At 72.5% G+C, this 25,209-nt stretch carries 10 protein-coding genes; all 10 read left to right on the forward strand.

Annotated features, from left to right (window positions below):
• The first annotated feature begins 22 nt into the window (after nucleotides 1-22).
• Nucleotides 23-4,594: a type I polyketide synthase gene (locus ACZ7SW_RS19530; protein ID WP_470231817.1), complete on the forward strand. Its 4,572-nt coding sequence runs from the start codon at nucleotides 23-25 to the stop codon at nucleotides 4,592-4,594.
• Entirely contained in the window at nucleotides 4,591-12,648 is an 8,058-nt protein-coding gene (locus tag ACZ7SW_RS19535; protein WP_470231818.1) for a hybrid non-ribosomal peptide synthetase/type I polyketide synthase, read from the forward strand. Before ACZ7SW_RS19530 ends, ACZ7SW_RS19535 begins: the two co-directional genes overlap by 4 nt.
• Nucleotides 12,645-14,198 carry a formyltransferase family protein gene (locus ACZ7SW_RS19540; RefSeq protein WP_470231819.1) on the forward strand — a complete coding sequence of 518 codons (1,554 nt, stop codon included), beginning with the start codon at nucleotides 12,645-12,647 and terminating at the stop codon, nucleotides 14,196-14,198. The genes ACZ7SW_RS19535 and ACZ7SW_RS19540 overlap by 4 nt, the downstream gene beginning before the upstream one ends.
• A gap of 26 nt (nucleotides 14,199-14,224) precedes the next feature.
• Nucleotides 14,225-14,440, forward strand: a complete 216-nt coding sequence (locus tag ACZ7SW_RS19545) for an MbtH family protein (RefSeq protein WP_470231820.1) — start codon at nucleotides 14,225-14,227, stop codon at nucleotides 14,438-14,440.
• 93 nt (nucleotides 14,441-14,533) lie between these two features.
• Nucleotides 14,534-20,833, forward strand: a complete 6,300-nt coding sequence (locus tag ACZ7SW_RS19550; RefSeq protein WP_470231821.1) for an amino acid adenylation domain-containing protein — start codon at nucleotides 14,534-14,536, stop codon at nucleotides 20,831-20,833.
• Nucleotides 20,830-21,300, forward strand: coding sequence for a hypothetical protein (locus ACZ7SW_RS19555; RefSeq protein ID WP_470231822.1), 471 nt, complete (start codon nucleotides 20,830-20,832; stop codon nucleotides 21,298-21,300). The genes ACZ7SW_RS19550 and ACZ7SW_RS19555 overlap by 4 nt, the downstream gene beginning before the upstream one ends.
• Nucleotides 21,297-22,787 carry an MFS transporter gene (locus ACZ7SW_RS19560; protein WP_470231823.1) on the forward strand — a complete coding sequence of 497 codons (1,491 nt, stop codon included), beginning with the start codon at nucleotides 21,297-21,299 and terminating at the stop codon, nucleotides 22,785-22,787. Before ACZ7SW_RS19555 ends, ACZ7SW_RS19560 begins: the two co-directional genes overlap by 4 nt.
• Nucleotides 22,784-23,611: an SDR family NAD(P)-dependent oxidoreductase gene (locus ACZ7SW_RS19565; protein ID WP_470231824.1), complete on the forward strand. Its 828-nt coding sequence runs from the start codon at nucleotides 22,784-22,786 to the stop codon at nucleotides 23,609-23,611. Before ACZ7SW_RS19560 ends, ACZ7SW_RS19565 begins: the two co-directional genes overlap by 4 nt.
• Nucleotides 23,612-23,725: 114 nt before the next feature.
• A complete protein-coding gene (locus tag ACZ7SW_RS19570) occupies nucleotides 23,726-24,697 on the forward strand; it encodes a 3-oxoacyl-ACP synthase III family protein (protein ID WP_470231825.1) in 972 nt (323 codons plus the stop codon).
• A 29-nt stretch (nucleotides 24,698-24,726) separates the two neighbouring features.
• Nucleotides 24,727-25,152: a gamma-glutamylcyclotransferase family protein gene (locus ACZ7SW_RS19575; RefSeq protein WP_470231998.1), complete on the forward strand. Its 426-nt coding sequence runs from the start codon at nucleotides 24,727-24,729 to the stop codon at nucleotides 25,150-25,152.
• Nucleotides 25,153-25,209 lie beyond the last annotated feature (57 nt).

Here is a 25,209-nt window from a genome sequence, read left to right on the forward strand (position 1 = left end):
ACGAGACGGTCAGGTGAGGTTTGTGAGTGATCCGGTAGACGCGATCGCGGTCGTCGGCATGAGCTGCCGGTTCCCGGGCGCGGACGACCCCGAGCGGTTCTGGGCCAACCTGACCGCCGGCGTGGAGTCGATCTCCACCTTCGACCCGGACGAGCTGCGCGCGGCCGGCGTGGATCCGGCGCTGCTGGAGCACCCCGGGTTCGTGCCGAGGGGCGGGGTGCTCAGCGACATCGACCGGTTCGACGCCGCCTACTTCGGCTACAGCCCGCGCGAGGCCGAGCTGATCGACCCGCAGCAGCGGCTGTTCCTCGAATGCGCGGCGGGCGCGCTCGACGACTCCGGCTACGACCCGGCGCGGTTCGGCGGCGTGGCCGGGATCTACGCCGGGGTCGGGCTGAGCTCGTACATGTGGAACAACATCTACCCGAGCGAAAGCGAACTGGCCGACGTCAGCCAGATGCAGATGATCCTCTCGGTGGACAAGGACTACCTGGCCACGCGCGCGGCCTACAAACTCGACCTGCGCGGCCCCGCGGTCACCGTGCAGAGCGCCTGCTCCACCTCGATGGTGGCCATCCACCTTGCCTGCCAAGGCCTGCTCACCGGCGAATGCGACCTCGCACTGGCCGGCGGGGCTTCGCTGATCCTGCCGGAGGTCCGCGGGTACGTGTACGAGGAGGGCGGCGTGCTCTCCCCGGACGGGCACTGCCGCTCCTTCGACGCCGACGCCAAGGGCACTGTTCCCGGCAGCGGCGTCGGCGTGGTCGTGTTGCGGCGCTTGGAAGACGCGCTCGCCGACGGCGACACGATCCACGCGATCGTCCGCGGGTCGGCGATGAACAACGACGGCGCGGCGAAGGTCGGCTACACCGCTCCGGGCACGCGCGGGCAGACCCAGGTGATCACCGACGCGGTCAGCGCCGCGGGCGTGGAGGTGGACACCATCGGCTACGTCGAGACGCACGGCGCGGCCACCCCGCTCGGCGACCCGATCGAGATGACCGCGCTCGCCGACGCCTTCCGCGCCCTCGGAGCCGACGACGGCCGCCGCTGCGCGATCGGCTCGCTGAAGTCGAACATCGGGCACCTCGACTCCGCGGCCGGGGTGGCCGGGTTCATCAAGTCGGTGCTGATGGTCAAGCACGGCAAGGTCCCGCCGAGCCTGCACTTCCGGGAGCCGAACCCGAACATCGACTTCGCCTCGATGCCGTTCTACGTCAACCGCGAACTGGCCGACTGGCCGGTGCCCGGGCCGCGCCGGGCGGGCATGAGCTCGTTCGGCATCGGGGGGACCAACGCGCACATCGTCGTCGAACAGCCGCCGGAGCCGCGGCGGCGGGAGCCTTCGGGAGGACCTCGTCCGATCCTGCTCTCCGCGCGCACTCCCGCCGCGCTGGAGCGGGCCACCGACCGGCTCGCCGAACACCTGCGCGAGCATCCGGAGCTGTCCCTTGCCGACGTCGCGGGCACTCTCGCCGCCGGCCGCCGGGTGCACGCCCATCGCCGGGCCGTGGTGGCGGCGGACACCGCGGGCGCGGCGAAGGCGCTGGAGAGCCGCTCGCCGGAGGTGTTCACCTCGGCCGGGCCCGCCGGGACCCGCTCGGTGGTGTTCCTGTTCTCCGGCGTCGGCGACCAGTACGCGAACCTGTGCTCCGGGCTGTACCGGGACGAGCCGGTGTTCCGCGCCGAACTCGACCGGTGCGCCGGATTGTTCGCCCCGCACTTGGGTTTCGACCTGCGGGAGAAGCTGTTCGACGCGACGGCCGGACCCTCGGGCGAGCTGCCCGCGGACCCGCTCGCCCGGCTGCTGCGGGAACGGGAAGCGGGGCCGCTCGACGAGACGATCGTCGCGCAGCCGCTGCTGTTCGCCGTCCAGTACGCGATGGCGCGGCTGTGGATGCATTACGGCGTGCGCCCGGACGCTCTGCTCGGCTACAGCGTCGGCGAGTACGTCGCGGCGGCGGTCGCCGGGGTGTTCTCGCTGGCGGATGCCGCCTGGCTGGTGGCCCGCCGCGCCCGGCACATCGGCGGGCTGCCCGGCGGGGCGATGCTCGCGGTGATGAGCGCGGCCGAACAGGTCGAGCCGTTGCTGGGCGACCGGCTGTCGCTGTCCGCTGTGGACGCTCCTTCGCTGTGCGTGGTCGGCGGTCCGGCCGAAGAGGTCGACGCGCTCGCCGAGCGCCTGCTCGCCGACGGCATCGCCAGCCGTCGCGTGCCCGCCGAGCACGCGTTCCACACGTGGATGATGCGCCCGCTGGAGGAAAGCCTGCGCGCCGACTTCGCCGGGGTGCGTCTGAACGCGCCGGAGATCCCGTACCTGTCCAACGTCACCGGGCAGTGGGTCACTCCAGCGGAGGCGACGGATCCCGGGCACTGGGCCCGGCACAGCGTGGCGACTGTCCGGTTCGCCGACCAGGTCGCCGCGATGTGGCAGCTGACCGCGCCGGTGGTGGTCGAACTGGGGCCGGGCCGCGCGCTGGGGAGCCTGCTGGTGCAGCACCCCGACCGCGCCGACGACGGCCTCGTGCTGCCCTCCTCGCCCGCCGCGCACGATCGCGCGGACGACCGGACGGTGCTGCTCGAAGCGCTGTCCAGGGCCTGGCTCGCCGGGGTGGAGGCGGATTGGTCCACAGTGGACCCGAGCGGCGAGTGGGGACGGACGAGCCTGCCCGGTTATCCCTTCGAGCGTTCCAGTTACTGGCTTTCCGCGCGTGCGCCGGGCAAAGCCGGGGAAGCCGCCGCGCGGGCGACCGGCAGGCAGTCCGATCCGGCGGACTGGTTCCACCTGCCCGACTTTTCGCGCGGGCTGCCCCCGCAGGCCGCGGCGGACGCGGCGGCCGGGGAGACCTGGCTGGTCGCCGGCGACGCCGCGTCGATCGCGGGCGAGGTCGCCGCCCGCTCGGCCGCCCGGGTGATCCGGGTGAGCTGGGCCGAGGAGTTCGCCGACTGCGGCGACGACCGGTACACCGTGAACCCCGGCGATCTGGACGGCTGGCTGGCCCTGCTTCGCGGGCTGAAGGGCTCGGCGCCCGGGCGCGTGGTGTTCGGAGCGGACGGCCCGCAGTGGGACTTCACCGCCTTCCACGGCCTGGTGCTGCTGATGCGGGCGTGGACCGAATGCGGGCTGGTCGACGACGTGGAGATCAGCGTGCTGTCGGTGTCCGGCCTGGTCGTGGCGGGAGAGACCGAGGTGCGGCCGGAACGCGGCATGACGGCCGCGCTGTGCCGGGTGATCGGCCAGGAACTTCCGCAGGCACGCTGCCGGTTCGTCGACACCGCCCCGGCCGTATCGGCGCGGCAGCGCGCTCGGCTGCTGACCCACCTGCACGCGGAAATCGTGGCGGGCGGGGACGATTGCGTCGCCTATCGCGGCGATACCCGCTGGGTGCGCGGCTTCGTGCCGGCCCGGCTGGAAGCCACGGGCGCCACGCGGCTGCGCGACGGCGGCTGTTACCTGGTTTCCGGCGGCCTGGGCCGGATCGGCGCGGTGATCGGCGATCTGCTGGCGACCCGCCGCGCCCGGATCGGGGTCATCCGGCGTTCCGCGGTCCCCGCCCGCGACCAATGGGACGCCTATCTGGCGAAGGCGGATCCGGACGACTCGGTCGCCGCGGAGATCACCGCGATCCGGCGGCTGGAAGCGGCGGGCGCCACGGTGGCCACCGCCTCGGCCGACGTCGCCGACGACGAGGCCTTCGCGGTCGCGGTGGCACGGCTGGAACAGGAACTCGGTCCGTTCGACGGCGTGTTCCACGTGGCCGGAGTGGTGACCGCGGACGGTGTGGTGCCGCTCGCCGAGGCGACGGCCGAGAGCGCCGAACCGCACCTGGCCGCGAAAGCGCGGGGCGTACGGGTGCTCGCCGGGGTGTTATCCGGGCGGGAGCTGGACTTCGTGCTGCTGTGCTCGTCGATCGCGTCGGTGCTCGGCGGGATCGGGTTCTCCGCCTACGCCGCGGCGAACCTGTACCTCGAGTTGTTCGCGGCCGCGCGGTCCGCCGACGGCGGCACCCCGTGGACAGCGCTGGCGTGGGAAGGCTGGACCGTCGAAGGCGACGCTTCCGCCGCGGCGACCCTGCGCGAGTACCTGATCGACGAGGCCGACGCGACAGCCGTGCTCGACCGCGTGCTCGCCGGGAGCCTGCCCGCCCAGCTGGTGAACTCGACCGGCGACCTGCGGTCCCGGTTCGACCAGTGGTCGGGCGACGAAGCCGGGCCCGCACCCCGCTCCGGAGGCGGGCACGCGCGCCCGGACCTGCAAACCGCTTACGCCGCACCGGTCACCGACACCGAGAAGCTGCTCGCCGAGGTGTGGGCGGGCCTGCTCGGCATCGACCGGGTCGGCGTGCACGACAACTTCTTCGAACTCGGCGGCCATTCGCTGCTCGGCACCAGGGTGATCTCGCGGCTGCTGAAGGAACTGCGGGTCCAGGTGCCGCTGCACACCCTGCTGACCAGCCCGACGGTGGCCGAACTCGCCGCCGCGGTGGAGGAACTGCGGGACGCGCCGGCGGCGCCGTCGATCACCCGCGTCGACCGCGGCGGCTACCGCCAGCGCGGCGAAGCGGCCGAGCCGACAGGAGCGACGACCCGATGAACAGCGCCACCCCGGAGATCCACCGGTTCCCGGCGTCCTTCGCCCAGCGGCGGCTGTGGCTGGTCCAGCAGCTCGATCCGGGCAACCCGTTCTACCTGATCCCGATGGGGATGCGGCTGCGCGGCGAACTCGACGTGCCCGCGCTGGAGCGGGCACTGGCCGCCGTGGTCGACCGGCACGAGGCGCTGCGCACCGGGTTCGCCGTGGAGGACGGCGAACCGGTACAGGTGGTGCACGGCCGGGCGGACGTGCCGTTGCCGGTGACCGATCTGCGCGGGCACGCCGATCCGGAGGCGGAATTGGCCCGGCTGGAGGCCGAATTCGGCGCGCGCCCGTTCGACCTCGCCGAGCCGCCGCTGCTGCGCGCCCTGCTGGTCCGGCTCGGCGAAGCCGACCACCAGCTGCTGATCACCATCCACCACATCGTCTGCGACGCCTGGTCGCAGGACATCTTCTTCCGCGAACTGGGCGAGTGCTACGCGGCGTTCGCCCGGAACGAGACGCCCGAACTGCCCGAACTCGCCGTGCAGTACCCGGATTTCGCGGTGTGGCAACGGGATCTGGCCGACACCCCGGAGTTCGCCCGGCAACTCGGCTACTGGCGCGAGCACCTGCGCGACGCGCCCCGGCTTTCGGCGCTGCCGCTGGACCGGCCGCGTCCGGCGAAGCGCGATCACCGCGGCGCCTGGCACGACTTCGTGGTCCCCGCCGCAGTGCTCGACGAACTGCGCGCCTTGGCCAGAGCGCACAACTGCACGCTGTTCATGGTGGTGTTCGCGGCTTTCTCGGTGCTGTTGTCGCGTTCGGCCGGACAGGACGACCTGGTGCTCGGTTCGCCGATCACCGGCCGGGGCCGCCCGGAACTGGAGGACCTGGTCGGGTTCTTCGTCAACACGCTGCCGCTGCGGGCCGACCTGTCCGGCGATCCGGCGTTCACTGACCTGCTCGCCCGGGTGCGCCGGACCTGCCTCGACGGGGTGGCCAACCAGGACGTGCCGTTCGAGAAGCTCGTCGAGGAACTGGCCCCGGACCGCGATCCCAGCCACGACCCGCTGTTCCAGAACATCCTGGTGTTCCAGGGACCCGCGAGCGCCGAGGTCGGCGTCGGCGACCTTTCGCTGGAATACCAGGGAAAGAACAACAACACCGCGAAGTTCGACCTCTCGCTGTACGCGGGCGAAGCCGAGGACGGGCTGCGGTGTTCCTTCGAGTACGCCACCGCGTTGTTCGACCCCGAGACCATCGAACGTCTTGGCCGTCGCTTCGCCACGCTGCTCGCCGGAATCACCGCGGACCCCGATGCGCGGCTGTCCGCCTTGCCGCTGCTGGACGGCGGCGAACGCGGCTGCCTGCAGGCGTGGGGCGAGCACGGCTGGTCCGAGGTGCCGGTGCCGGAAGCCACTTTGCCGGAGCTGGTGCTCCGGGCCGCCGAGTCCGCTCCGGACGCCGCGGCGGTGTGGCACGCGGATCGCGTCCTGACCTACCGCGAGCTGGACCGGGAATCCGGGCGTCTGGCCCGGCGCCTGCGGGCCGCCGGCGTCGGCCCGGACACGCGGGTCGGCGTGTGCCTGCCGCGTACCCCGGACCTGGTGATCGCGCTGCTCGCGGTGCTGCGGGCCGGGGGAGCCTACGTGCCGCTGGACCCGGAATACCCCGCCGAACGGCGGCGGCTGATGCTCGCCGACGCGGACGCTCCCGCGCTGGTGACCGACGACCCTGGTGCCTTCGGCGGCTACGCGGGACAGGTGCTCGCCGTCGGCGGCTCCGGTGCCGAGGCTCCGCTGCCGGAAACGCCGCCGTCCGGGCAGAGCGCCGCGTACGTCATCTACACCAGCGGCTCCACCGGCCGTCCAAAAGGGACAGTCATCTCCCACGACTCCGTGCGGCATCTGCTTTCCTGGGGCCGGGACCTGCTCGACGACGACGAGCTTGCGGGAGCGGTCGCGACCTCCTCGGTCTGCTTCGACGCTTCCGTGCTGGACCTGTGGGTGCCGCTCGCGTTCGGCGGCCGGGTGGTGCTGGTGGACAACGCGCTGCATATCGGCACCTTGCCCGAAGAGGCGGCCGCGATGGCGCGGTACTTCTTCGCGGTACCCTCGGTGGTCGGCGAACTGCTGCGAGCCGGGCATCTGCCGGACGGCCTGCGCACCTACATCGCCGGGGGCGAGGAGCTGCCCGCGGCCACCGCGCGCGCGATGTTCGACGCCGGCGCCCACCGGGTCGTGAACGTCTACGGCCCCACCGAAACCACGGTCGTCGCCACCAGCCTGGAACTGACCGCGAGCGAACAACCGGACGTGCACCTGGGCAAACCGCTCGGGCACGCCAGGGTCTACGTCCTCGACGACACGGGCGCGCTCGCGCCGACCGGGGTGTTCGGCGAGCTGTACATCGCCGGTCCCGGAGTCGGTCTCGGCTACCTCGGCAATCCGGCGCTGACGGCTTCGCGGTTCGTGCCCGATCCGGGGCGCGCCGGGGCCCGGATGTACCGCACCGGCGACGTGGTGCGCTGGCGGTCCGACGGCGGGCTGGAGTTCCGCGGCCGGGCCGACCACCAGGTGAAGATCCGCGGGTTCCGGATCGAACTGGGCGAGGTGGAGGCCGCGCTGGCGGAATTCCCCGGCATCGCCGAATCCGCCGCGAAGGCGGTCGCCACCGAAGCGGGGGAGCGACTGCTGGCCGGCTACTTCACCGGAGACGCGGACACCGAGGCGGTGAAGGCGTTCCTGCGCGACCGCCTGCCCGCCTACCTGGTGCCCGGCGTGCTGGTCCGGCTGGACGAACTGCCGCGCACGGTGAGCGGGAAACCCGATCGCTCGCGCCTGCCCGAACCGCGGCCGCCCGCCCGCGAGACCCCGCGCGTCGCCCCGCGCAACCGGATGGAACGGCTGGTCCTCGGCATCTGGCAGGACGTGCTGTCCCGCCGGGACGTCGGTCCGCACGACAACTTCTTCGACCTCGGCGGGCATTCGCTGCTGCTGATCCGCATGCACACCGCGCTGACCGAGGCGTTGCCGGTGACCGTGCCCTTCGCCGAGCTGTTCCGCCACACCACCGTCAGCGCGCTCGCGGCCTATCTGCGCGAACTCGCCGAACCGGCCACGCCGAAAGCCGTCCCGAAGGAGGAGAAACCGGTGCGCAGCAGCGGAAAACCCAGCGACACCGACATCGCGGTGGTCGGCATGGCCTGCCGCTACCCCGGCGCGAGCAGCCCGGAGGAGTACTGGCGGGTGCTGCTGGACGGCCTCGAAACGATCACCACCGCCACCCCGGACGAGATCCGCGCGGCGGGGTTCGGCGACGACGCCTTCGCCGAGGACTTCGTGCCGCGCGGCGGTGCGCTCGCCGGCATCGAGTACTTCGACGCGGGCTATTTCGGCTACAGCCCCAGCGAAGCCGAACTGATCGACCCGCAGCAACGGCTCTTCCTGGAGTGCTCGGCCGAGGCGCTGCAGCGCGCCGGGCACGACCCCGAGCAGTTCGACGGCGGCATCGGCGTCTATGCCGGGGTCGGGCACAGCGACTACATGTGGAACAACACTTTCGTCAACCAGGAGACGGTGCCCAATTCCAACGGCGCGCATCTGCTGATCTCCTGGGACAAGGACCATCTGGCCACCCGGGTGTCCTACAAGCTGAACCTGCGCGGCCCGGCGATGACCGTGCAGACCGCGTGCTCCACCTCGCTGGTCGCCACCCACGTCGCGGCCCGCGCGCTGCTGTCCGGCGAATGCGACATGGCGCTGGCGGGCGGCGCGTCGATCCTGATCCCGAACGTCGGCTACAAGTGGGTCGAAGGCGGGATCTTCAGCCCGGACGGGCATTGCCGCCCGTTCGACGCCGCTTCGCAGGGCACGCTCCCGGGCAGCGGCGTCGGCGTGGTCGTGCTCCGGCGGCTGGCCGACGCGCTCGCAGACGGCGACCCGGTGCACGCGGTGATCCGCGGTTCGGCCATCAACAACGACGGTTCGGCGAAGGTCGGCTACACCGCGCCGGGCGTGGCCGGGCAGGTGGACGTGATCCGCAAGGCACTGGCCGCCGCGGACGCCGAACCGGGCAGCATCGGGCTGATCGAGGCGCACGGCACCGGCACGGTGCTCGGCGACCCGATCGAGGTGACCGCGCTGACCCAGGCGTTCACCGAACCGGGTCCGCTGCCGCCCGCGTCGTGCGCCCTCGGCTCGGCGAAGTCCAACTTCGGCCACCTCGGGACCGCGGCCGGGGTCGCCGGGCTGATGAAGGCGGCGCTCGCTGTGGAGCACGGCGTCGTGCCGCCGTCGCTGCATTTCGAACGCCCGAACCCGAACACCGATCTCGACGGCAGCCCGTTCTTCGTCAGCAGCGAACCGGCCGCCTTCCCCGGCGAGGGCCCGCGCCGCGCGGGCGTCACCGCGCTGGGCATCGGCGGCACCAACGCCCACGTCGTGCTGGAGCAGCCGCCGGAGCGGCAGCCGTCGACGCCGGGCCGGGGCTGGCAGATCCTGCCGCTCTCGGCACGCAGCCGCGGCGCGCTGGACACTGCGACCAAGGAACTGGCCGACTATCTCGCCGGCACACCGGACGCCGATCTCGCCGACGTGGCCTACACGCTGCAGCTCGGCCGGACCGCGCTGGACCAGCGCCGGGTGGTACTGGCCAAGACCACCGCCGAGGCCGCCGGCCTGGCCCGCGAAGGCGGCGAGGAATTCCTGCGGGTGCGCGAAAGCGGCGACGTGCAGAGTTCCTGGACGCTGGTGCTCCCCGGCGAGTTCGCGGTAGTGCCGGGCAGGCTGGCGAAGCTGTACTGGCGGCTGCCGGTGATCCGGTCGGCAGTCGACGAATGCAGCGAGCTGCTCGCCCCGGGCCTCGGCGCCGACCTGCGCGAGGCGATTTTCCTGGCGTCCGCCGACGATCCGGTGGACCCGCGGTTCGAGAATCCCGCGCGGTTCGTCACGCTCTACGCGCTGGCCCGCGCTCTCGGCGAGCTTGGCCTGCGACCGGACGAGATCGCCGCGTCCGGGGCGGGCGAGCTGGTGGCCGCGTGCCTGACCGGGGTGCTGGACCTGCCGCGGGCGGTGGCCGTGCTGGTCGGCCAAGGCGCGCCGGAGATCGGCGCCGCGCCGGAGACGCCCTGGAGTTCGGTGGCGTGCGACGGGTTCGTGACCGAGGACGAACTGGCCGATCCGGAGTTCTGGACCAGCGGGATCTGGGCCGGCGGCGACTTCGGCGAGGTGCTCGAACCGCTGCTGGACGACCCCGCGCAGGTACTGGTGGTGGCGGGAGCGACCGTCGCGGTGCCGGGCTGGGAAGAGCCCTCGGGGCAGCTGGTCGAGGTGCTGCCGGAGGACTCGGCCGACGCCGAGTACGACTTCGCCGCGGCACTGGGCAGGCTGTGGCTCTCCGGCGCGACAGTGCACTGGAAGTCGTTGTTCGACGGGCAGCGGCGCACGCGCCTGCGGCTGCCGACCTATCCATTCGAGCGGAGCCGGTACTGGCTGGAGCCGCCCGCCGACGCGAAACCGTCGGCGATGGCGGTCCCTGCGGGGGAGCGGGCCGCCGATCCGGCGGACTGGTTCTACGCGCCCTCGTGGAAGCGCGCCGCCCGCCCGGTCGCGACCGGTTCCGGAGGCACCTGGCTGGTCGCCGGGACGGACACGATCGCCGGGGAGGTCGCCGAACTCGGCGCCGACCGGGTGATCCCGGTCCACTGGGGACGGTCGTTCGCCGATCTCGGCGAGGACGGCTACCTGGTGGACCCGGAATCGCCCGCGGACTGGGAAAAACTGGTCCAAGCGCTGCACGACGCGGGCGAGGCGCCCGACCACCTCGTGCACGGCTCGGGGGCGCTGGACGAGGAGACCGCTCCCGGCGGTTACGACTCGTTCCTCGCCGTGCTGTTCCACGCCAGGGCGCTCGCCAAGGCCGGGGTCGCCGGCGCGAACCTTTCCGTGCTCACGGTTTCCGGGCTCGCCCTCGCCGACGAGCCGCGCGTGGTGCCCGAACGCGGCATGATCTCCGGTCTGCTGCGCGTGGTCGCGCAGGAGGCGCCGGGCGTGCGCTGCCGGTTCGTCGACGCGGCCCCGGTGGAGTCCGGCAAGCGGCGTTCGCGGCTGCTGGGCAGGCTCGCCGCCGAACTGTTCGCCGGCGAGGAGCCGTGCGCCGCCTACCGCGGCGAGCACCGCTGGGTGCCGGAATACGCGGCGGTTCCCCTGCCGGAAGCCGGATCCTCGGTGCTGCGGCCCGACGGCTGCTACCTGATCGTCGGCGGGCTGGGCCGGATGGGCACGGAGATCGCGCGGGTGCTCGTCGGGGCCCGGATCGGCCTGATCCGGCGCTCGGCGCTGCCGCCGCGCGACCAGTGGGCCGCCCGCCTCGCCGAAGCGGCGGCGGGCGACCGGACCGCCGACGAGATCCGGGTGGTCCAGGAACTGGAGTCCGCCGGTTCGGAGGTGGCCGCGATCGCCGCGGACGTCGCCGACGAGGCCGCGTTCGGCGAAGCGGTCGCCGGGCTGGAGGAGCGGCTCGGCCGGTTCGACGGCGTTTTCCACGCCGCCGGAGTGGTTTCCGGCGACCGGCTCGTCCCGGTGGCCGCCGCGACCGCCGCGTCCGCCCGCGCCCATCTCGCCGCCAAGGCCGACGGCGCCGCCGTGCTGGCCAAGGTGTTCGCCGGGCGGGAGCTGGACTTCGTTTTCCTGTGCTCGTCGATTTCCTCGGTGCTCGGCGGCGCGGGATTCGGCGCCTACTCCGCCGCGGCGGTCTACGCCGAACTGTTCGCCGCGCGCCAGTCGATCGCCGGGGAGACGCCGTGGATCGCGGTCGCCTGGGACAGCTGGCGCGCGTCCGGAAAGCTCGGCTTGGACGGCGGCGAGGCGCGGGAGGTGCTGCGCCGGGTGCTGACCGCGGACCCGCTGCCGCAGCTGGCGGTGTCCACCGGGAACCTGCCCGCCCGGATCGCGGAGGCCGCGGGCGGCCCGGAAACCGGTGGTGCGGCTCAGGAAACCGGCGAGACCGTCTATCCCCGGCCGGACCTCGCGACCGAGTACCTGGCCCCGCGCGACGAAACCGAGCGCCGGATCGCCGGGCTCTGGCAGGGCCTGCTCGGCATCGACCGGGTGGGCGTCCGGGACAATTTCTTCGAGCTGGGCGGGCATTCCCTGCTCGCGGTCCGGCTGGTGAGCGCGCTGCAGGCGGAGTTCGGCGACACGACGGTTTCGCTGGCCACCGTGCTCAAGGCGACCACGGTGGAACTGCTGGCCGGAGCGGTCGCGGGCACCTCCTCCGGCGGGGACGCCTCGTGCGTGGTCCCGGTGCACACCACCGCGGGCGCCCCGAAGCTGTTCCTGGTGCACCCGCTCGGCGGCACGGTCCTCTGCTACCACGCGCTGGCCGCGCAGCTGGCTCCCGGCTGGTCGCTGTACGGGCTGCAGTCGCCGTCGGTGTCCGGCGGGGACGGTCCGGCGACCGTGCCCGAACTGGCCGCCCGGTACGTCTCGGATCTGCGCGCCGAGCAGCCGGAGGGCCCGTACCACCTCGGCGGCTGGTCGCTCGGCGGGGCGATCGCCTACGAGATGGCCCGGCAGCTCGCCGCCGCCGGGCAGCGGGTGGCCGAGGTGGTGATCATGGACGTCGAGCCGCCGGACCCGGACCAGCCGGTGCGCACCACCGAGGCCGAGATCGTGCTGGCGCTGCTCGACGCCCGCGACGTCGAGGCGTCCGAGCTGCCCGAGCCGGGCCCCGGCCCGGTGGCCGAGCGGATGCGCGCCTACGCGGACTGGGCAGGCGAACGCGGGCTGGTGAAACCCGGCCCGGACACCGACCGGCTGGTGCGGTTGTTCGTGGCCGCGCACCGCAATCTGACCGCTTGGCAGTCGTACCGGCCCGAGCCCTACTCCGGGCGCGTGGTCTTCCTCCAGGCTGAGGAAAGCGGCGCGGACGGCACGGATTGCTACGGCTGGCGGTCCTTCGCGAGCACGATCGAACGGCACCAGGTGCCCGGCGGCCACGAGACGATGCTGCGCGAACCGCACGTCGCCACAGTCGCCAAGGTGCTGTCCGGATCGCTGGTCGAACCGTGACGGCCTACGACTGCCAGCTGATCGGCTGGGGCGCGCTGCTGGTCGAAAGCGCCGAGCTGCTCACCGCCCGCGGGCACCGGGTGACCGGCGTGGTCACCCGGTATCCGCCCGCGCTCGACTGGGCGCGCGAACACGGCGTGCCGACCGCGGCCCGGCTCGGCGAGCTGCCCGGCCGCCCGGACTACCTGTTCAGCATCACCAACGCCGTATTGCTGAAGGCAGCGGATCTGGCCCGACCCCGGCGGATGGCGATCAACCTGCACAGCTCGCTGCTGCCCCAGTACGCGGGCGTGCACCAGACGACGTGGGCGCTGCTGCATGGCGAGACCGAGCACGGCGTGACCTGGCACGAGATGGTCGCCGAGATCGACGCGGGCCGCGTGCTCAAACAGGCGAGGTTCCCGGTCGGGTCTGGCGACACCACGCTCGCGCTGGACGTGCGCTGCCACGAGCACGCCTTGCTGTCGCTGAAGGAACTGCTGGACGACCTGGAGGCGGACGCACTCGCCCCGATCGCCCAGAACGCGGGCGAACGCACGTATTTCCCTGCCCGGCGGCTGTTCCCGGACGGCGGCCTGGTCACCGGGCAGCAGACGGCGGCGGAGCTGGACCGCTGGTGCCGGGCGGGCGAGTTCGGCCGGTTCGACAACCGGTTCGGCCGGCCCCGGCTGGTCGTCGGCGGCGAGGCTTTCCTGGTGACGGGCCTGAACCCGCGGCCGGGGCCGGTCGAGGCCGAGCCGGGCACGGTGCTGGCCGGGCCGGAGGTGCGCGTGGGCACCGTGGACGGTTCCGTCGAGCTGACCGCATTGTCCACAGTGGATGGTGAACCGGTTTCGCCGGACGCGGTGCTGAGGGCGGGCGACCGCCTGGGCGCACTGGCCTTCACCGGCTGGTTCGAGGAATGGGCGCACCGGGAAGGCTTTTGGCTCGACCGGCTCGCCGCCTGCACCGCCGCCCCCGGCCCGCTGGTGCGTCCATTGTGGACTTCTTCGCTGGTGGCTCGCGGGACCACGCTGGTCCCGCGAGCGCTGGTCGACCGGCTGCGCGACCCGGCGACCGAACTGCTGACTGCCTGGCTGGTCTGCCTCGGCTCCCGGTACGGGACCATCCGGTACAGCGACGACGACCGGCGTGCGTCAGTGGCCGGGCTGGAGGCGCTGGTCACCAGGGACGTGCCGCTCCCGGTCGAGCTGCCGCCGGAACTCGGCTTCGCCGGGGCGACCGCCGCGGTCGCCCGGGAACTGGCCGGACTGCGGGGCAGCTACCTTCGCGACCTGCCCGCGCGCTATCCGTTGCACGGCCTGGCAAATCGGCCGATGCCAGTCGCGGTGTCGATCACCAGTTCCGGCGCCCGGCTCGATCCCGCGCCCGGCACCGCCGCCGTAGTGGCGATCGACATCGCGACCCCGGCGTTCCACCTCGCGGTGACCGAGCACCTCGGGCCGCCGCGCGAGACGGTCCGGGACTTCGCCGGGCTGGCGAAATCGGTGCTGACCCTGATCGAGGCGGTCGAACAACGGCCCGCCACCCCGCTCGCCGCCGTGCGCTGAGCGGCCCACCCCAAGGAGAGAAGGACATGGCTTTCGAGGACGACGACACCACCACCGTCTACACCGTCGTGGTCAACGACGAGGAGCAGTACTCGATCTGGCCGCGCGAACGTGCCCTGCCCGCGGGCTGGCGCGACGCGGGTTTCCACGGGCCCAAGGCCGAATGCCTCGCCCACATCGAGAGCGTCTGGACCGACATGCGCCCGCTGAGCGTCCGCCGCCAGATGGACGGCGCGGCCTAGCTGCCCGGTTTTCCCGAGCGACGTTCTCTCGGCAGCGCGCCCCCGCGATATCGCGCGGCACTACTGAGAAACCCGAGTGAGGAGTCCCTTGCGATGAACCTGTCCTTCGGCCAGGAGCGCCTGTGGTTCACCCACCAGCTCGACGCCACCGGGCACGCGCAGAACGTGCCGGTGGCGGTGCGGGTCTGCGGCGAACTGGACGTCGCGGCGCTGGCCAAGGCGTGGGCCGGGGTGGTGGCGCGGCACGAGGTGCTGCGCACGGTCGTGCGCGCCGAGCACGGCGACCCGCGTCCCGAGCTGCTGGACGCGGCGGAGGTCGCCGCGGTCCGGACCGGCGACCCGGCGCGGGCCGAGGAGGAACTGCGCGCCGAGGCGGAGCACCGGTTCGACCTGGCCGCGGAGCCGCTGGTGCGGGTTACCGTGTGGCGGCTGGGGGAGCGGGACCACTTGATCGGCGTCGTGCTGCACCACCTCGTGTGCGACGCGCACTCGCTGTCCCTGCTGTTCGAGGACTGGGCCCGCGGCTACCGCGGCGAGGAGCTGCCGCCGCCCCCAGCCGTCGGATACACGGATTTCGCGGCCAGGCAACGGGAAGACGACGGGTTCGCGCAGCAGCTGGAGTACTGGGCGGCGAACCTGGCGGGCTCGCCGGCGGACACCGGGCTCCGGCCGGACCGGCGCCGCACCGGAGCGCCGTCCTTCCGCGGCGCGCAACTGCGGTTCACTGTCCCCGGCGACGCGGCCGGGCGGGTGAAGGACCTGGCCCGCGCCCACCGGTGCACCCCGTTCATCGTGCTGCTGGCCGCGTTCCAGGCAGCACTGGGCGCGCGTACCGGCGCCGACGACGTGGTGACCGGCACCCCGATGGCCGCCCGCGCCGATCCGGACTTCGAACGGGTCGCGGGCTACTTCCTGAACACCCTGCCGATCCGGGTTTCCCTGGCGGGCGATCCGGATTTCGCCACCCTGCTCGGACGCGTCCGCGAAGCCTGCTTCGGCGCCTACCGGCACCAGGACGTGCCGTTCGAGAAGCTGGTCGACCGGCTCCGGCCGGATCGCGCGCTCGGGGCGAACCCGTTCTTCCGCACCATGCTCGTGGTCCGGGGCGAGGACGCGGGGCTGGCGTTGCCCGGGGCCGAGACCGAGGTCTCGTTCGTGCCGAACGGCACCGCCAAACTCGACCTGACCCTCTATCTGTCCGAAAAGGACGGTGAACTGGCCGGAGAACTCGAGTACGACACCGATCTCTACGACGAGGAAACCGTCCGTGCCTTCGCCGCGCACTTCGGCAGGCTGCTCGACGCGGTGACGGCGAATCCCGGCGGCAAGCTGTCGGCAGTACCGGTGCTCGACGCCGCCGAAGCCGAGCGGGTCCTCGGCTGGGGGACCGGCGAGCAGACTGATCCGGGCACTGCGTCGCTCGTCGAGCGTTTCGCCGACGTGGTGCGCCGCCAGCCCGACGCCGTCGCGGTCGTCTTCGGTGAAGAACTGCTCACCTACGCCGAACTGGACCGGCGCTCAGATCGCGTGGCGAGCGTGCTGTCCGCCCGCGCCAGCGGCTCGGTGGTCGCGGTGGCGCTGCCGCGGTCGGCGGAGCTGATGGTCGCGCTCTGGGGCGTGCTGAAGGCGGGTTTCGCCTATCTGCCGGTGGATCCCGAGCTCCCGGCCTCGCGGATCGCCGCCATGCTGGCCGATGCCGGAGCGAAGACCGGGCTGGCCCTCGCGAACCTCCGCGAGGGCCTGCCCGGCGACGGCTGGCTCGCGGTCGACAACCTGCCCGAAGCCGCGGCCGCCGTGCGCGGACGCCGGGATCGGGCGCTGTACGTCATGTTCACCTCCGGTTCCACGGGACGGCCGAAGGGCGTGGTCGTCGAGGAACCCGGGATCCTCAACCGCCTCGACTGGATGCAGCGCGCGTTCGAGCTGACCGCGGACGACGTCGTGCTGCAGAAGACGCCGATCGGTTTCGACGTGTCGGCGTGGGAGCTGTTCTGGCCCTTGATCACCGGTGCGCGGCTGGTGCTGGCCGAACCCGGCGGGCACCGCGATCCTCGCTACCTGGCCGGGCTGATCCGGGCCGAAGGCGTTTCGGTGCTGCACTTCGTGCCCTCGATGCTGGGCGTCTTCGCCGAGGAACCGTCGGCGGCGGATTGCGCGAGCGTGCGCGACATCGTGTGCAGCGGCGAGGTCCTGCCGGGTTCGCTGCGGGACCGGGTGGCCGAGGTGCTGCCGGGGGCACGCCTGCACAACCTGTACGGGCCGACCGAAGCCTCGGTCGACGTGACCTGGTGGCCGTGCGACCGCGAGCGCGAAGCCGAAGTGCCGATCGGCTTCGCCGCGCCCAACACCCTGCTCTACGTCACCGACGCTGCGGGCCGGTTGCTCCCGCCGGGCGTCGACGGCGAACTGTGGATCGGCGGGGTGCAGGTCGCCCGCGGCTACGCCGGACGTCCGGACCTGACCGCCGAGCGGTTCGCGCCGGATCCCTTCGGGCCGGAGGGAGCCCGGATGTACCGCACCGGCGACCGCTGCCGCTGGCGCGCCGACGGCAGCCTCGCCTACACCGGACGCGGCGACCGGCAGGTGAAGATCCGCGGCCTGCGCGTCGAGCCCGGCGAGATCGAGGCGGTGCTGCGGGCTCACCCGTCGGTGCGCCAGGCCGTGGTGCTCGCCCGCGACGACAGCCAAGGCTCCCTGCGCTTGGACGCCTACGTGGTGCCCTCGATCCCAGACGGACTGCGTGCGTTCGCGCGTTCGCGACTGCCGGAACAGCTGGTGCCCTCGACCTGGACGGCGGTGGAAACCGTCCCGGTCACGGCGAACGGCAAGCTCGACGTCTCGGCCCTGCCGGACCCCCAGCCGCCGGAGCCGACTGCCGCGACGGGCGCGACGACCCCGCTCCAGGAGACCCTGTGCGGCATTTTCGCCAGCGTGCTCGGCGTGCCCGAGGTGGGCGTGCACGACGACTTTTTCGCACTGGGCGGCCATTCCTTGCTGGCCACCAAACTGGTCAGCCGGATCCGGCCGGTGCTCGGCGCGGACGTGCCGGTCCGCGCGCTGTTCGAAGCGCCGACAGTCGCCGCGCTCGCCCCGCGCATCGCCGAATACCGCACCGAAGAGGCCGGGTTGACCGCTCGGCCGCGCCCGGAACGCGTGCCGCTTTCGTCCGCACAGCGCCGGTTGTGGTTCCTGCACCACGCATCCGGGCCGAGCGCGGCCTATCACATGCCGCTCGCCTTCCGCCTTCGCGGCAAACTGGACGCTGGCGCGCTGGAGCAGGCACTGGCCGATCTCGCCGAGCGGCACGAAAGCCTGCGCACCGTCTTCCCGGAAACCGACGGAGAACCGGAACAACTCGTACTCGCCGATGCTCGGCCTTGCTTGCGCACAGCCGAGATCGACCCCGCCGAGCTGACCACGGCCCTGGAAACCGCCGCCCGCGAGGGTTTCGACCTGGCGGCCGAACCGCCGTTGCGCGCCTACCTGTTCACCACCGCGCCCGACGAGCACGCGTTGTTGCTGTCGCTGCACCACATCGCCGGGGACGGCTGGTCGCTCGCACCGCTGTGCCGCGGTTTGGCCACCGCCTACCGCGCGCGGCGCGGCGGGCAGGCACCGGACTGGGAACCGCTCCCGGTGCAGTACGCCGATTACACGCTCTGGCAGACCGAACGGCTCGAGCGCGAGGCTTCGGCGGACGCCGAAATCGCCTACTGGCGCGAAAGGCTGGCAGGCGCTCCCGACCAGCTGACCCTGCCGATGGCCCGGCCGCGGCCGGAACGAGCGAGCCAGCGCGGGCAGACCGTCGAGTTCGCTTTGGACGCAGAACTGCACGCCGCGCTGGCGGAAGTGGCGCGGCGGCATCGGTGCACCCTGTTCATGGTGCTGCACGCCGGTCTCGCCGCCCTGCTGACCCGGCTCGGCGCGGGCACGGACCTGCCGCTGGGCAGCCCGATCGCCGGCCGGACCGACGAGGTGCTCGACGAACTGATCGGGTTCTTCGTCAACACGCTCGTGCTGCGCACCGACACCGCGGGCGACCCCACCTTCGCCGAACTGCTCGACCGCGTCCGCGAAACCGACCTGGCCGCATACGAACACCAGCGGGTCCCGTTCGAGCGGCTGGTCGAAGAACTGAACCCGGTGCGCTCGACCGGGCACCACCCGTTGTTCCAGATCATGTTCGTGCTGCAGAACGCGGGCAGCGCGGCGCTGTCACTGTCCGATGTGGACAGCGAACCGGTCACCGTGGCCACCGGAACCTCGCGGTTCGACCTGGTGTTCAGCCTGACCGAACGACCGGGCACGGGCGGGCTCGACGGCGACATCGAGTTCAGCACCGACCTGTTCGACGCGGGCGACATCGCCCTGCTGATCCGGCGCTGGCAGCGGTTGCTGCGTGCGCTGGCCACCGATCCGGCGCAGCGGATCGGTGCCCCGGACGTGTTGTCCGAGGACGAGCGGCACCGCCTGCTCGTCGAGTTCAACGACGTAGGCCGTGACGTGACGACCGCGAGTGTGGCCGAACTGTTCGAGGAACGGGCAGCCGCGTCGCCCGAGGCCACAGCGCTGATCCAGGACGACGCGTCGATGACGTTCGCCGAACTCGAACGGACCGCGAACCGGTTCGCGCACCACCTGATCGCGCAAGACATCGGCACCGAAGAGGTGGTCGCGCTGCTGCTGCCGCGGTCCTTCGAACTGGTCGCCGGGATTCTCGGGGTGCTCAAGGCGGGCGCGGCTTACCTGCCCATCGATCCGGAGTACCCGGCCGACCGCGTCCGCTACATGATCGCCGACAGCACGCCCCGCCTGGTGCTGACCGCGCCCGGACTGGAACATCTGGTGCCGGACGGCGCCCCGCGCTTGGTGGTCACCGGCCCGGAAACGCTGACCAATCTGTCCACAATGGACAGTGTGCCGACCGACGCGGACCGCGTGCGGCCGGCGCTGCCGGGCAATCCCGCCTACGTCATCTACACCTCGGGATCGACCGGCCGGCCCAAAGGCGTGGTCATGCCGACCTCGGGCATCGTGAACGTGCTGGACTGGCACCGCGCGACCCTGCGCGGCGGCCCCGGCTGGCGGACCGCGCAGTTCACCGCGATCAGCTTCGACTTCTCGGTCCAGGAAACCCTGGTCACGCTGCTGATGGGCAAGGCGCTGGCGATTCCGGGCGAGCAGGTGCGCCGGGACCCGGACGAACTGGTCCGCTGGATCGACCGGCACCGGGTGAACGAGCTCTTCGCGCCCCGGCTGGCGATCGAGGCGATGATCGAGGCCGCGACCGCGCAGGGCAGCGCGCTGGATTCGCTGACCGACGTGCTCCAGGGCGGCGAGGCGTTCATGGTCACCGAGGCGATCCGGGAGTTCTTCCTCGCCCGCCCCGACCGCCGGGCGTACAACTTCTACGGCCCCACCGAAACGCACGCCGCCACCGCGCACCTGCTCGACCCCGCGCCCGGAAGCTGGCCGCACCGCGTGCCGATCGGCCGGGGACTGGGCAACATGCGCATGTACGTGCTCGACGCGGGCCTGCGGCTGACCCCGCCCGGCGTGCCCGGCGAACTGTTCATCGCCGGACCGCAAGTCGCGCGCGGGTACTTCGGCAGGCCGTCGCTGACCGGCGACCGATTCGTGCCCGACCCGTTCGGCCCGCCCGGCTCCCGGATGTACCGCAGCGGCGACCTGGTGCGCTGGACCGCGGACGGTTTCCTCGAATACCTCGACCGGATCGACGACCAGGTCAAGATTCGCGGGTTCCGGGTGGAGCTGGGCGAAATCCAGGCCGCGCTGAGCGCGCACCCCGACGTCGGCGAAGCGGCGGTCACCGTGCACACCGACGAGGGCGGGAGCCGATTGGCCGGTTTTGTGTTGCCGCGCAACGAAAAGATCGACCTTCCCGCGGTCCGGGCCTTCCTTGCTGAACGCTTGCCGGAGTACATGGTGCCCGCGGTGCTGACCGAGGTGCCGGGCCTGCCGCGCACCCCGAGCGGAAAACTCGACCGCCGCGCGCTGCCGGTGCCCGACCGCGCCCGTCCCGGCGGAGACAGCGGGTACGTCGCACCGAGCGACCGGCTGGAGCGGACCGTCAGCGAGGTGTGGGGCGAACTGCTCGGCATCGAACGCGTGGGGGTGCGGGACAATTTCTTTGACCTGGGCGGTCATTCGGTGGTGTTGCTGAAGCTGCAGAGCAGGCTGAGCGCGGCGACTGGTGTCCGGCTGGGTGTGGTGGACCTGTTCCGGCACACCACGGTCACCGCGCAGGCACGTGCGATCGCGGCGGCGGGTGAGTCCGCCGAGCCCGCCGAGTCCGGGCCGACGGCGACCGACCTGAGCGCCCGCGCGGCGGCGGGACGGGCCCGGCTGGCGCGGCGGCGGAGCCGGGCATGAGCCGGGGCGTGCGCGTGGGTGCGCGGGAGGATTTCGTTGACCTCGGCGGGCATTCGGCGGTGCTGCAGAGCAGGCCGAGCGGGGCGACGGGTGTCCGGCTTGGCGGGGCGTTGCTGAAGCTGCAGAGCAGGCCGAGCGCGGCGACTGGTTTCCGGTTGGGTGTGGTGGATCTGTTCCGGCGCACCACCGTCACCGCGCGCGCCGTCGCGGCGGCGGGGCACGACCCCGAGCCCGGGCGGTCGGCGGCTGACCTGGGCTCGCGCGCGGCGGCGGAGCCGGGCATCAGCCGGGGCGAGCGTGTGGGCGTGCGCGAGGATTTCTTCGATCTCGGCGGGCATTCGGTGAAGCCGCGGAGCAGACTCAGCGCGGCGGTCGGTCAGGAGCCCGAACCCGGGCAGACGGCCGCCGACCTGAGCACCCCTGCGGCGACCGGTGCCCGCCTGCCGCGGCGAGGGAGCCGACCATGAACCCCGCCGAGCCCCGGCGCTGGTGGGTGCTCTTCGCCCTCTGCCTGACGCTGTTCATGACCGTGCTGGACAACACGGTGGTCAACGTCGCGGTCCCGTCGATCGTCGAGCAGCTCGGCGCGACCACCGCGGACATCCAGTGGATGGTCAACGCCTACACCGTCGCGGTCGGCTCGCTGGCCGTGGCCGCGGGCGGGATCGGCGACCGGGTCGGCTACCGGGCGATGTGGCTGCTCGGGCTGGCGCTCTTCGCCGGGTTCTCCGTACTGGCGGTCACCGCTGACGCCCCGGCGCAGCTGATCGTGGCCAGGGCGGGCATGGGCGTCGGCGGCGCGTGCGTCATCCCGGCCACGCTCGCTGTGCTCACCCGGGTGTTCTCCGCGCAGGACCGGCCGCGCGCGATCGGGATCTGGACCGCGGTCGCGGCGGGCGGGCAGGCGCTCGGGCCGCTGCTCGGCGGCGCGTTGCTCGCGCGGTTCCCGTGGCAGGCGGTGTTCGCGCTGAACATCCCGATCGCCGTGCTGTGCCTGATTTTCGCCCGTACCTGGGTGCCCGAGTTCCGCGGTCCGGGCGGCCGGCGGCCGGACGTGGCGGGCGCGTTGCTCTCGGCCTCGGCGATGGTCGGCATCGGCTGGGCGATCATCGCCGCGCCCGGACGGGGCTGGACGGCGCCGGAGGTGCTGGCCTCGCTGGTGCTCGGGGCGGCGCTGCTGGCCGCCTTCGTCCGCCAGGAAAAACGCGCCCGGGACCCGATGCTGGACATGGCGCTGTTCCGGGTGCCGGCGTTCCGGCTGTCGGTGGTCACCAGCCTGCTCGCGGCCTTCGGCCTGGCCGGGTCGATCTTCCTGCTCACCCAGCACCTGCAGTTCGACTTCGGCTACTCGCCGCTGGACGCGGGGGTGCGCACGCTGCCGATGGCCGCCGGACTGCTGGTCTGCGGCAGCCTGGTCAGCGCCCGCGTCGGCGTCCGGCTCGGGGCCGCGCGCGGGATCACCGCCGGAATGGCGCTCGCCGCCGCCGGACTGGCCGCCATCGCGCTGGCGCCGTTGTCCGCGGGGTATCCGGCGCTGGCTCCCGGGCTGGTCGCCGCCGGATGCGGGCTGGGCATCGCCGGGCCGCTCGTGGCGAACGCGCTGCTCGGCTCGGTGCCGCCGGATCAGACCGGGGCGGCGTCCGGGACCCAGGGGATGCTGCACGAAACCGGGGCGTCGCTCGGGGTGGCGGTGCTCGGCGCGGTGAGCGCGGCGCTGTTCACCGCGCGCCTGCCCGGCGGTCTCGAGGCGGGATCGCTGGCCGAGGCGCTCGCCCGCGCGAAGTCCGGCGGCCAGGCGGAGCACGCGCGCTCGGCCTTCGCAGGGGCGATCTCGGCGGCACAGCTCACCGGGGCCGGGCTGGTCCTGCTCTGCGGAGCGGTGGCCTGGTTCCTTCCCCGGACCGAACCGGCCGTCGCGGCCGGGCGAACGACGAACACCGGAGGACAGCAGTGAACACACCACTGGCGGGCAGGACCGCGATCGTTTCGGGGTCCGGCCGGGGCATCGGGCGCGGGGTCGCCGAACGGCTGGCGGCCGAGGGCGCCGCGGTCGTGGTCAACGGCATGGACAAACGCGCGGTGGACGACACCGTGGAAGCGATCTCGGCGGCCGGCGGCGCGGCGGCGGCGTGCGTCGGCGACGTGACCGCGGACGGGTTCGCCGAGCATTTCGTGCAGACCGCCGTCCGCGAGTTCGGCAGCCTCGACATCGTCGTGAACAACGCCGGGTTCCCGTGGGACAACGTGATCCAGAAAACCACCGACGAGCAGTGGGACACGGTGCTCGACACGCATCTGAAAGCGCCGTTCCGCATTCTGCGCGCCGCCCAGCCGGTGCTGCGGAAGCAGGCCCGCGAGGACGACGAAAAAGGGATCCGGGCGCACCGGAAAGTCGTGAACGTCTCCTCGATCGCCGGGGTTTTCGGCAATGTCGGGCAGGCCGGGTACGCCTCGGCGAAAGCGGGCATCTTCGGGCTGACCAAAACTCTCGCCAAGGAATGGGGACGCTATCGCGTCAACGTGAACTCGGTGGCGTTCGGGCTGATCGACACCCGGCTCATCCGCGCGGTCGGCAGCAACGAGACGATCACCGTCGGCTCCCGGGAAATCCCCATCGGCATCAACGAAGAGGTCCTCGAACGGATCCGCGCGACGGTCCCGCTAGGCCGGTTCGGCACGGTGGCCGAGGCGGCGGGATCGATCTACCTTTTCTGCGGCCCCGATTCCGATTATGTCACCGGGGAGGTGCTGACCTGCGGCGGCGGAGTCGCCATTTGAAACACCCGGTTCTTGTCGCCCTGCGCGCATTTCCTTGAACGGCTCGCCGCCGGACTGGTAATTTTCCGGTGAATCGGCCTTTTCCCCGCCCGCCCTGCCAGAAGGAGCTTTGCCATGTCCACAGGAATTCTCGGCGCCGCCGGTTACCTGCCGCCCCGCGTGGTCGGCAACGACCAGGTGGGGGCCTGGGTCGGGCAGGAGCCGGACTGGATCCTCGAACGCACCGGCGTCGTCGAACGGCATTACGCGGCCGCCGACGTGTCCACTTCGGACATGGCGTGCATCGCGGTGGAGAAACTGTACGAGCACTGCCCGGAAAAGCGCGCCAGCGTCGGCGCGGTCATCCTCGGCACCAGCACGCCGGACCACAATTTCCCGTCCACCGCGGCGATCGTGCAGGGCCGGATGGGGCTGGGGCGGGCGTTCGCGTTCGACCTGAGCGCCGCCTGCTCCGGGTACGTCTTCTCGTTCGTGATGGCGCATTCCCTGCTCAGCGCCGATCCGAACCTCGACGAGGTGCTGGTCATCGGATCGGACACCATCTCGAAAGTGCTCTACAAGCCCGACCGCAAGACGGTCACGGTGTTCGGCGACGGCGCCGCGGCCACCCGGGTCGGCCGCGTCCCCGAGGGCTACGGCCTGCTCGCGCACTCCCTGATCACCGACGGCTGCCACGCCGATTTCGTCGGCCAGCCCGCCGGCGGCAGCCGCCGCCCGCTCGACGCGGAGACGGTGGACTCGCGCGAGCGGTACATGGTGATGAACGGGCGCCCGGTGCGGGAGTACTTCGAGGACGTGGTGCCGAAACTGGTGCACGAGGTGGCCGAGCGGGCCGGCGTCTCGCTGGACCAGATCGACCATTTCGTTTTCCACCAGGCCAATCCGCAGATGCTGGCCGACTGCGTCGAGACCATGGGGCTCGACCCGGCGAAGTGCCCGGTCCCCGGCGTCTACAGCGGCAACACCGGCTCGGCGTCGATCCCGCTCGTGCTGAGCGGCCTGAAGGCCCGGCGCGGCGACACGGTGCTGATGGCGGCGATCGGGTCCGGGATGACCGCGGGCGCGGCCGTGCTGCGCTGGTACTGACCGGGACGGAGAGAAGGGCGGTGACCGGGATGGAACAGCTTCCGGTGTTCGTGTACGGGACCCTGCGCAGCGGGCAGCGCAACCACGGGCTGATCGCCGAGCGGGTGGCGCAGCGGTTCCCGGCCAGAGCCGGCGGGCTCGGCCTGTTCGGCGACCGGATCCCGTTCGCGCTGGCCCGCCCGGGACAGCAGGTGATCGGCGAGCTGATGGTGCTGGCCGAAACGCAGTACGAGGCGGCGATGGCCGACCTGGACCGGCTGGAGAAATACCACCCGGACCGCCCCGGCGACTGCCTCTACACCCGGGTGCGGCGGCGGGTCGCCTACCTGGCCGAGAACGGCGAGTGGGCCGAGTCGCCCGCCTGGCTGTATCTGACCGGGGCGGCGGCGCGGGGCCGGTACGACGAGAACGTGCCGATCCTGGGCGGGGACTGGGTGGCTGTGCAGACGGGGTGAGAGGGCTGGGTGCGGCGAGTGCGGCTGTCGGGACATCGGGTGTTCCGGGGCCGCATT

The sequence above is a fragment of the Amycolatopsis sp. NPDC114484 genome, assembly GCF_055633755.1.

Bases quoted from the DNA above. Each gene is read 5' to 3' on its own strand.
- ACZ7SW_RS19535 (WP_470231818.1), top strand. From the start codon at position 4,591: ATGAACAGCGCCACCCCGGAGATCCACCGGTTCCCGGCGTCCTTCGCC.
- ACZ7SW_RS19545 (WP_470231820.1), top strand. From the start codon at position 14,225: ATGGCTTTCGAGGACGACGACACCACCACCGTCTACACCGTCGTGGTC.
- ACZ7SW_RS19550 (WP_470231821.1), top strand. From the start codon at position 14,534: ATGAACCTGTCCTTCGGCCAGGAGCGCCTGTGGTTCACCCACCAGCTC.
- ACZ7SW_RS19555 (WP_470231822.1), top strand. From the start codon at position 20,830: ATGAGCCGGGGCGTGCGCGTGGGTGCGCGGGAGGATTTCGTTGACCTC.
- ACZ7SW_RS19560 (WP_470231823.1), top strand. From the start codon at position 21,297: ATGAACCCCGCCGAGCCCCGGCGCTGGTGGGTGCTCTTCGCCCTCTGC.
- ACZ7SW_RS19570 (WP_470231825.1), top strand. From the start codon at position 23,726: ATGTCCACAGGAATTCTCGGCGCCGCCGGTTACCTGCCGCCCCGCGTG.
- ACZ7SW_RS19575 (WP_470231998.1), top strand. From the start codon at position 24,727: ATGGAACAGCTTCCGGTGTTCGTGTACGGGACCCTGCGCAGCGGGCAG.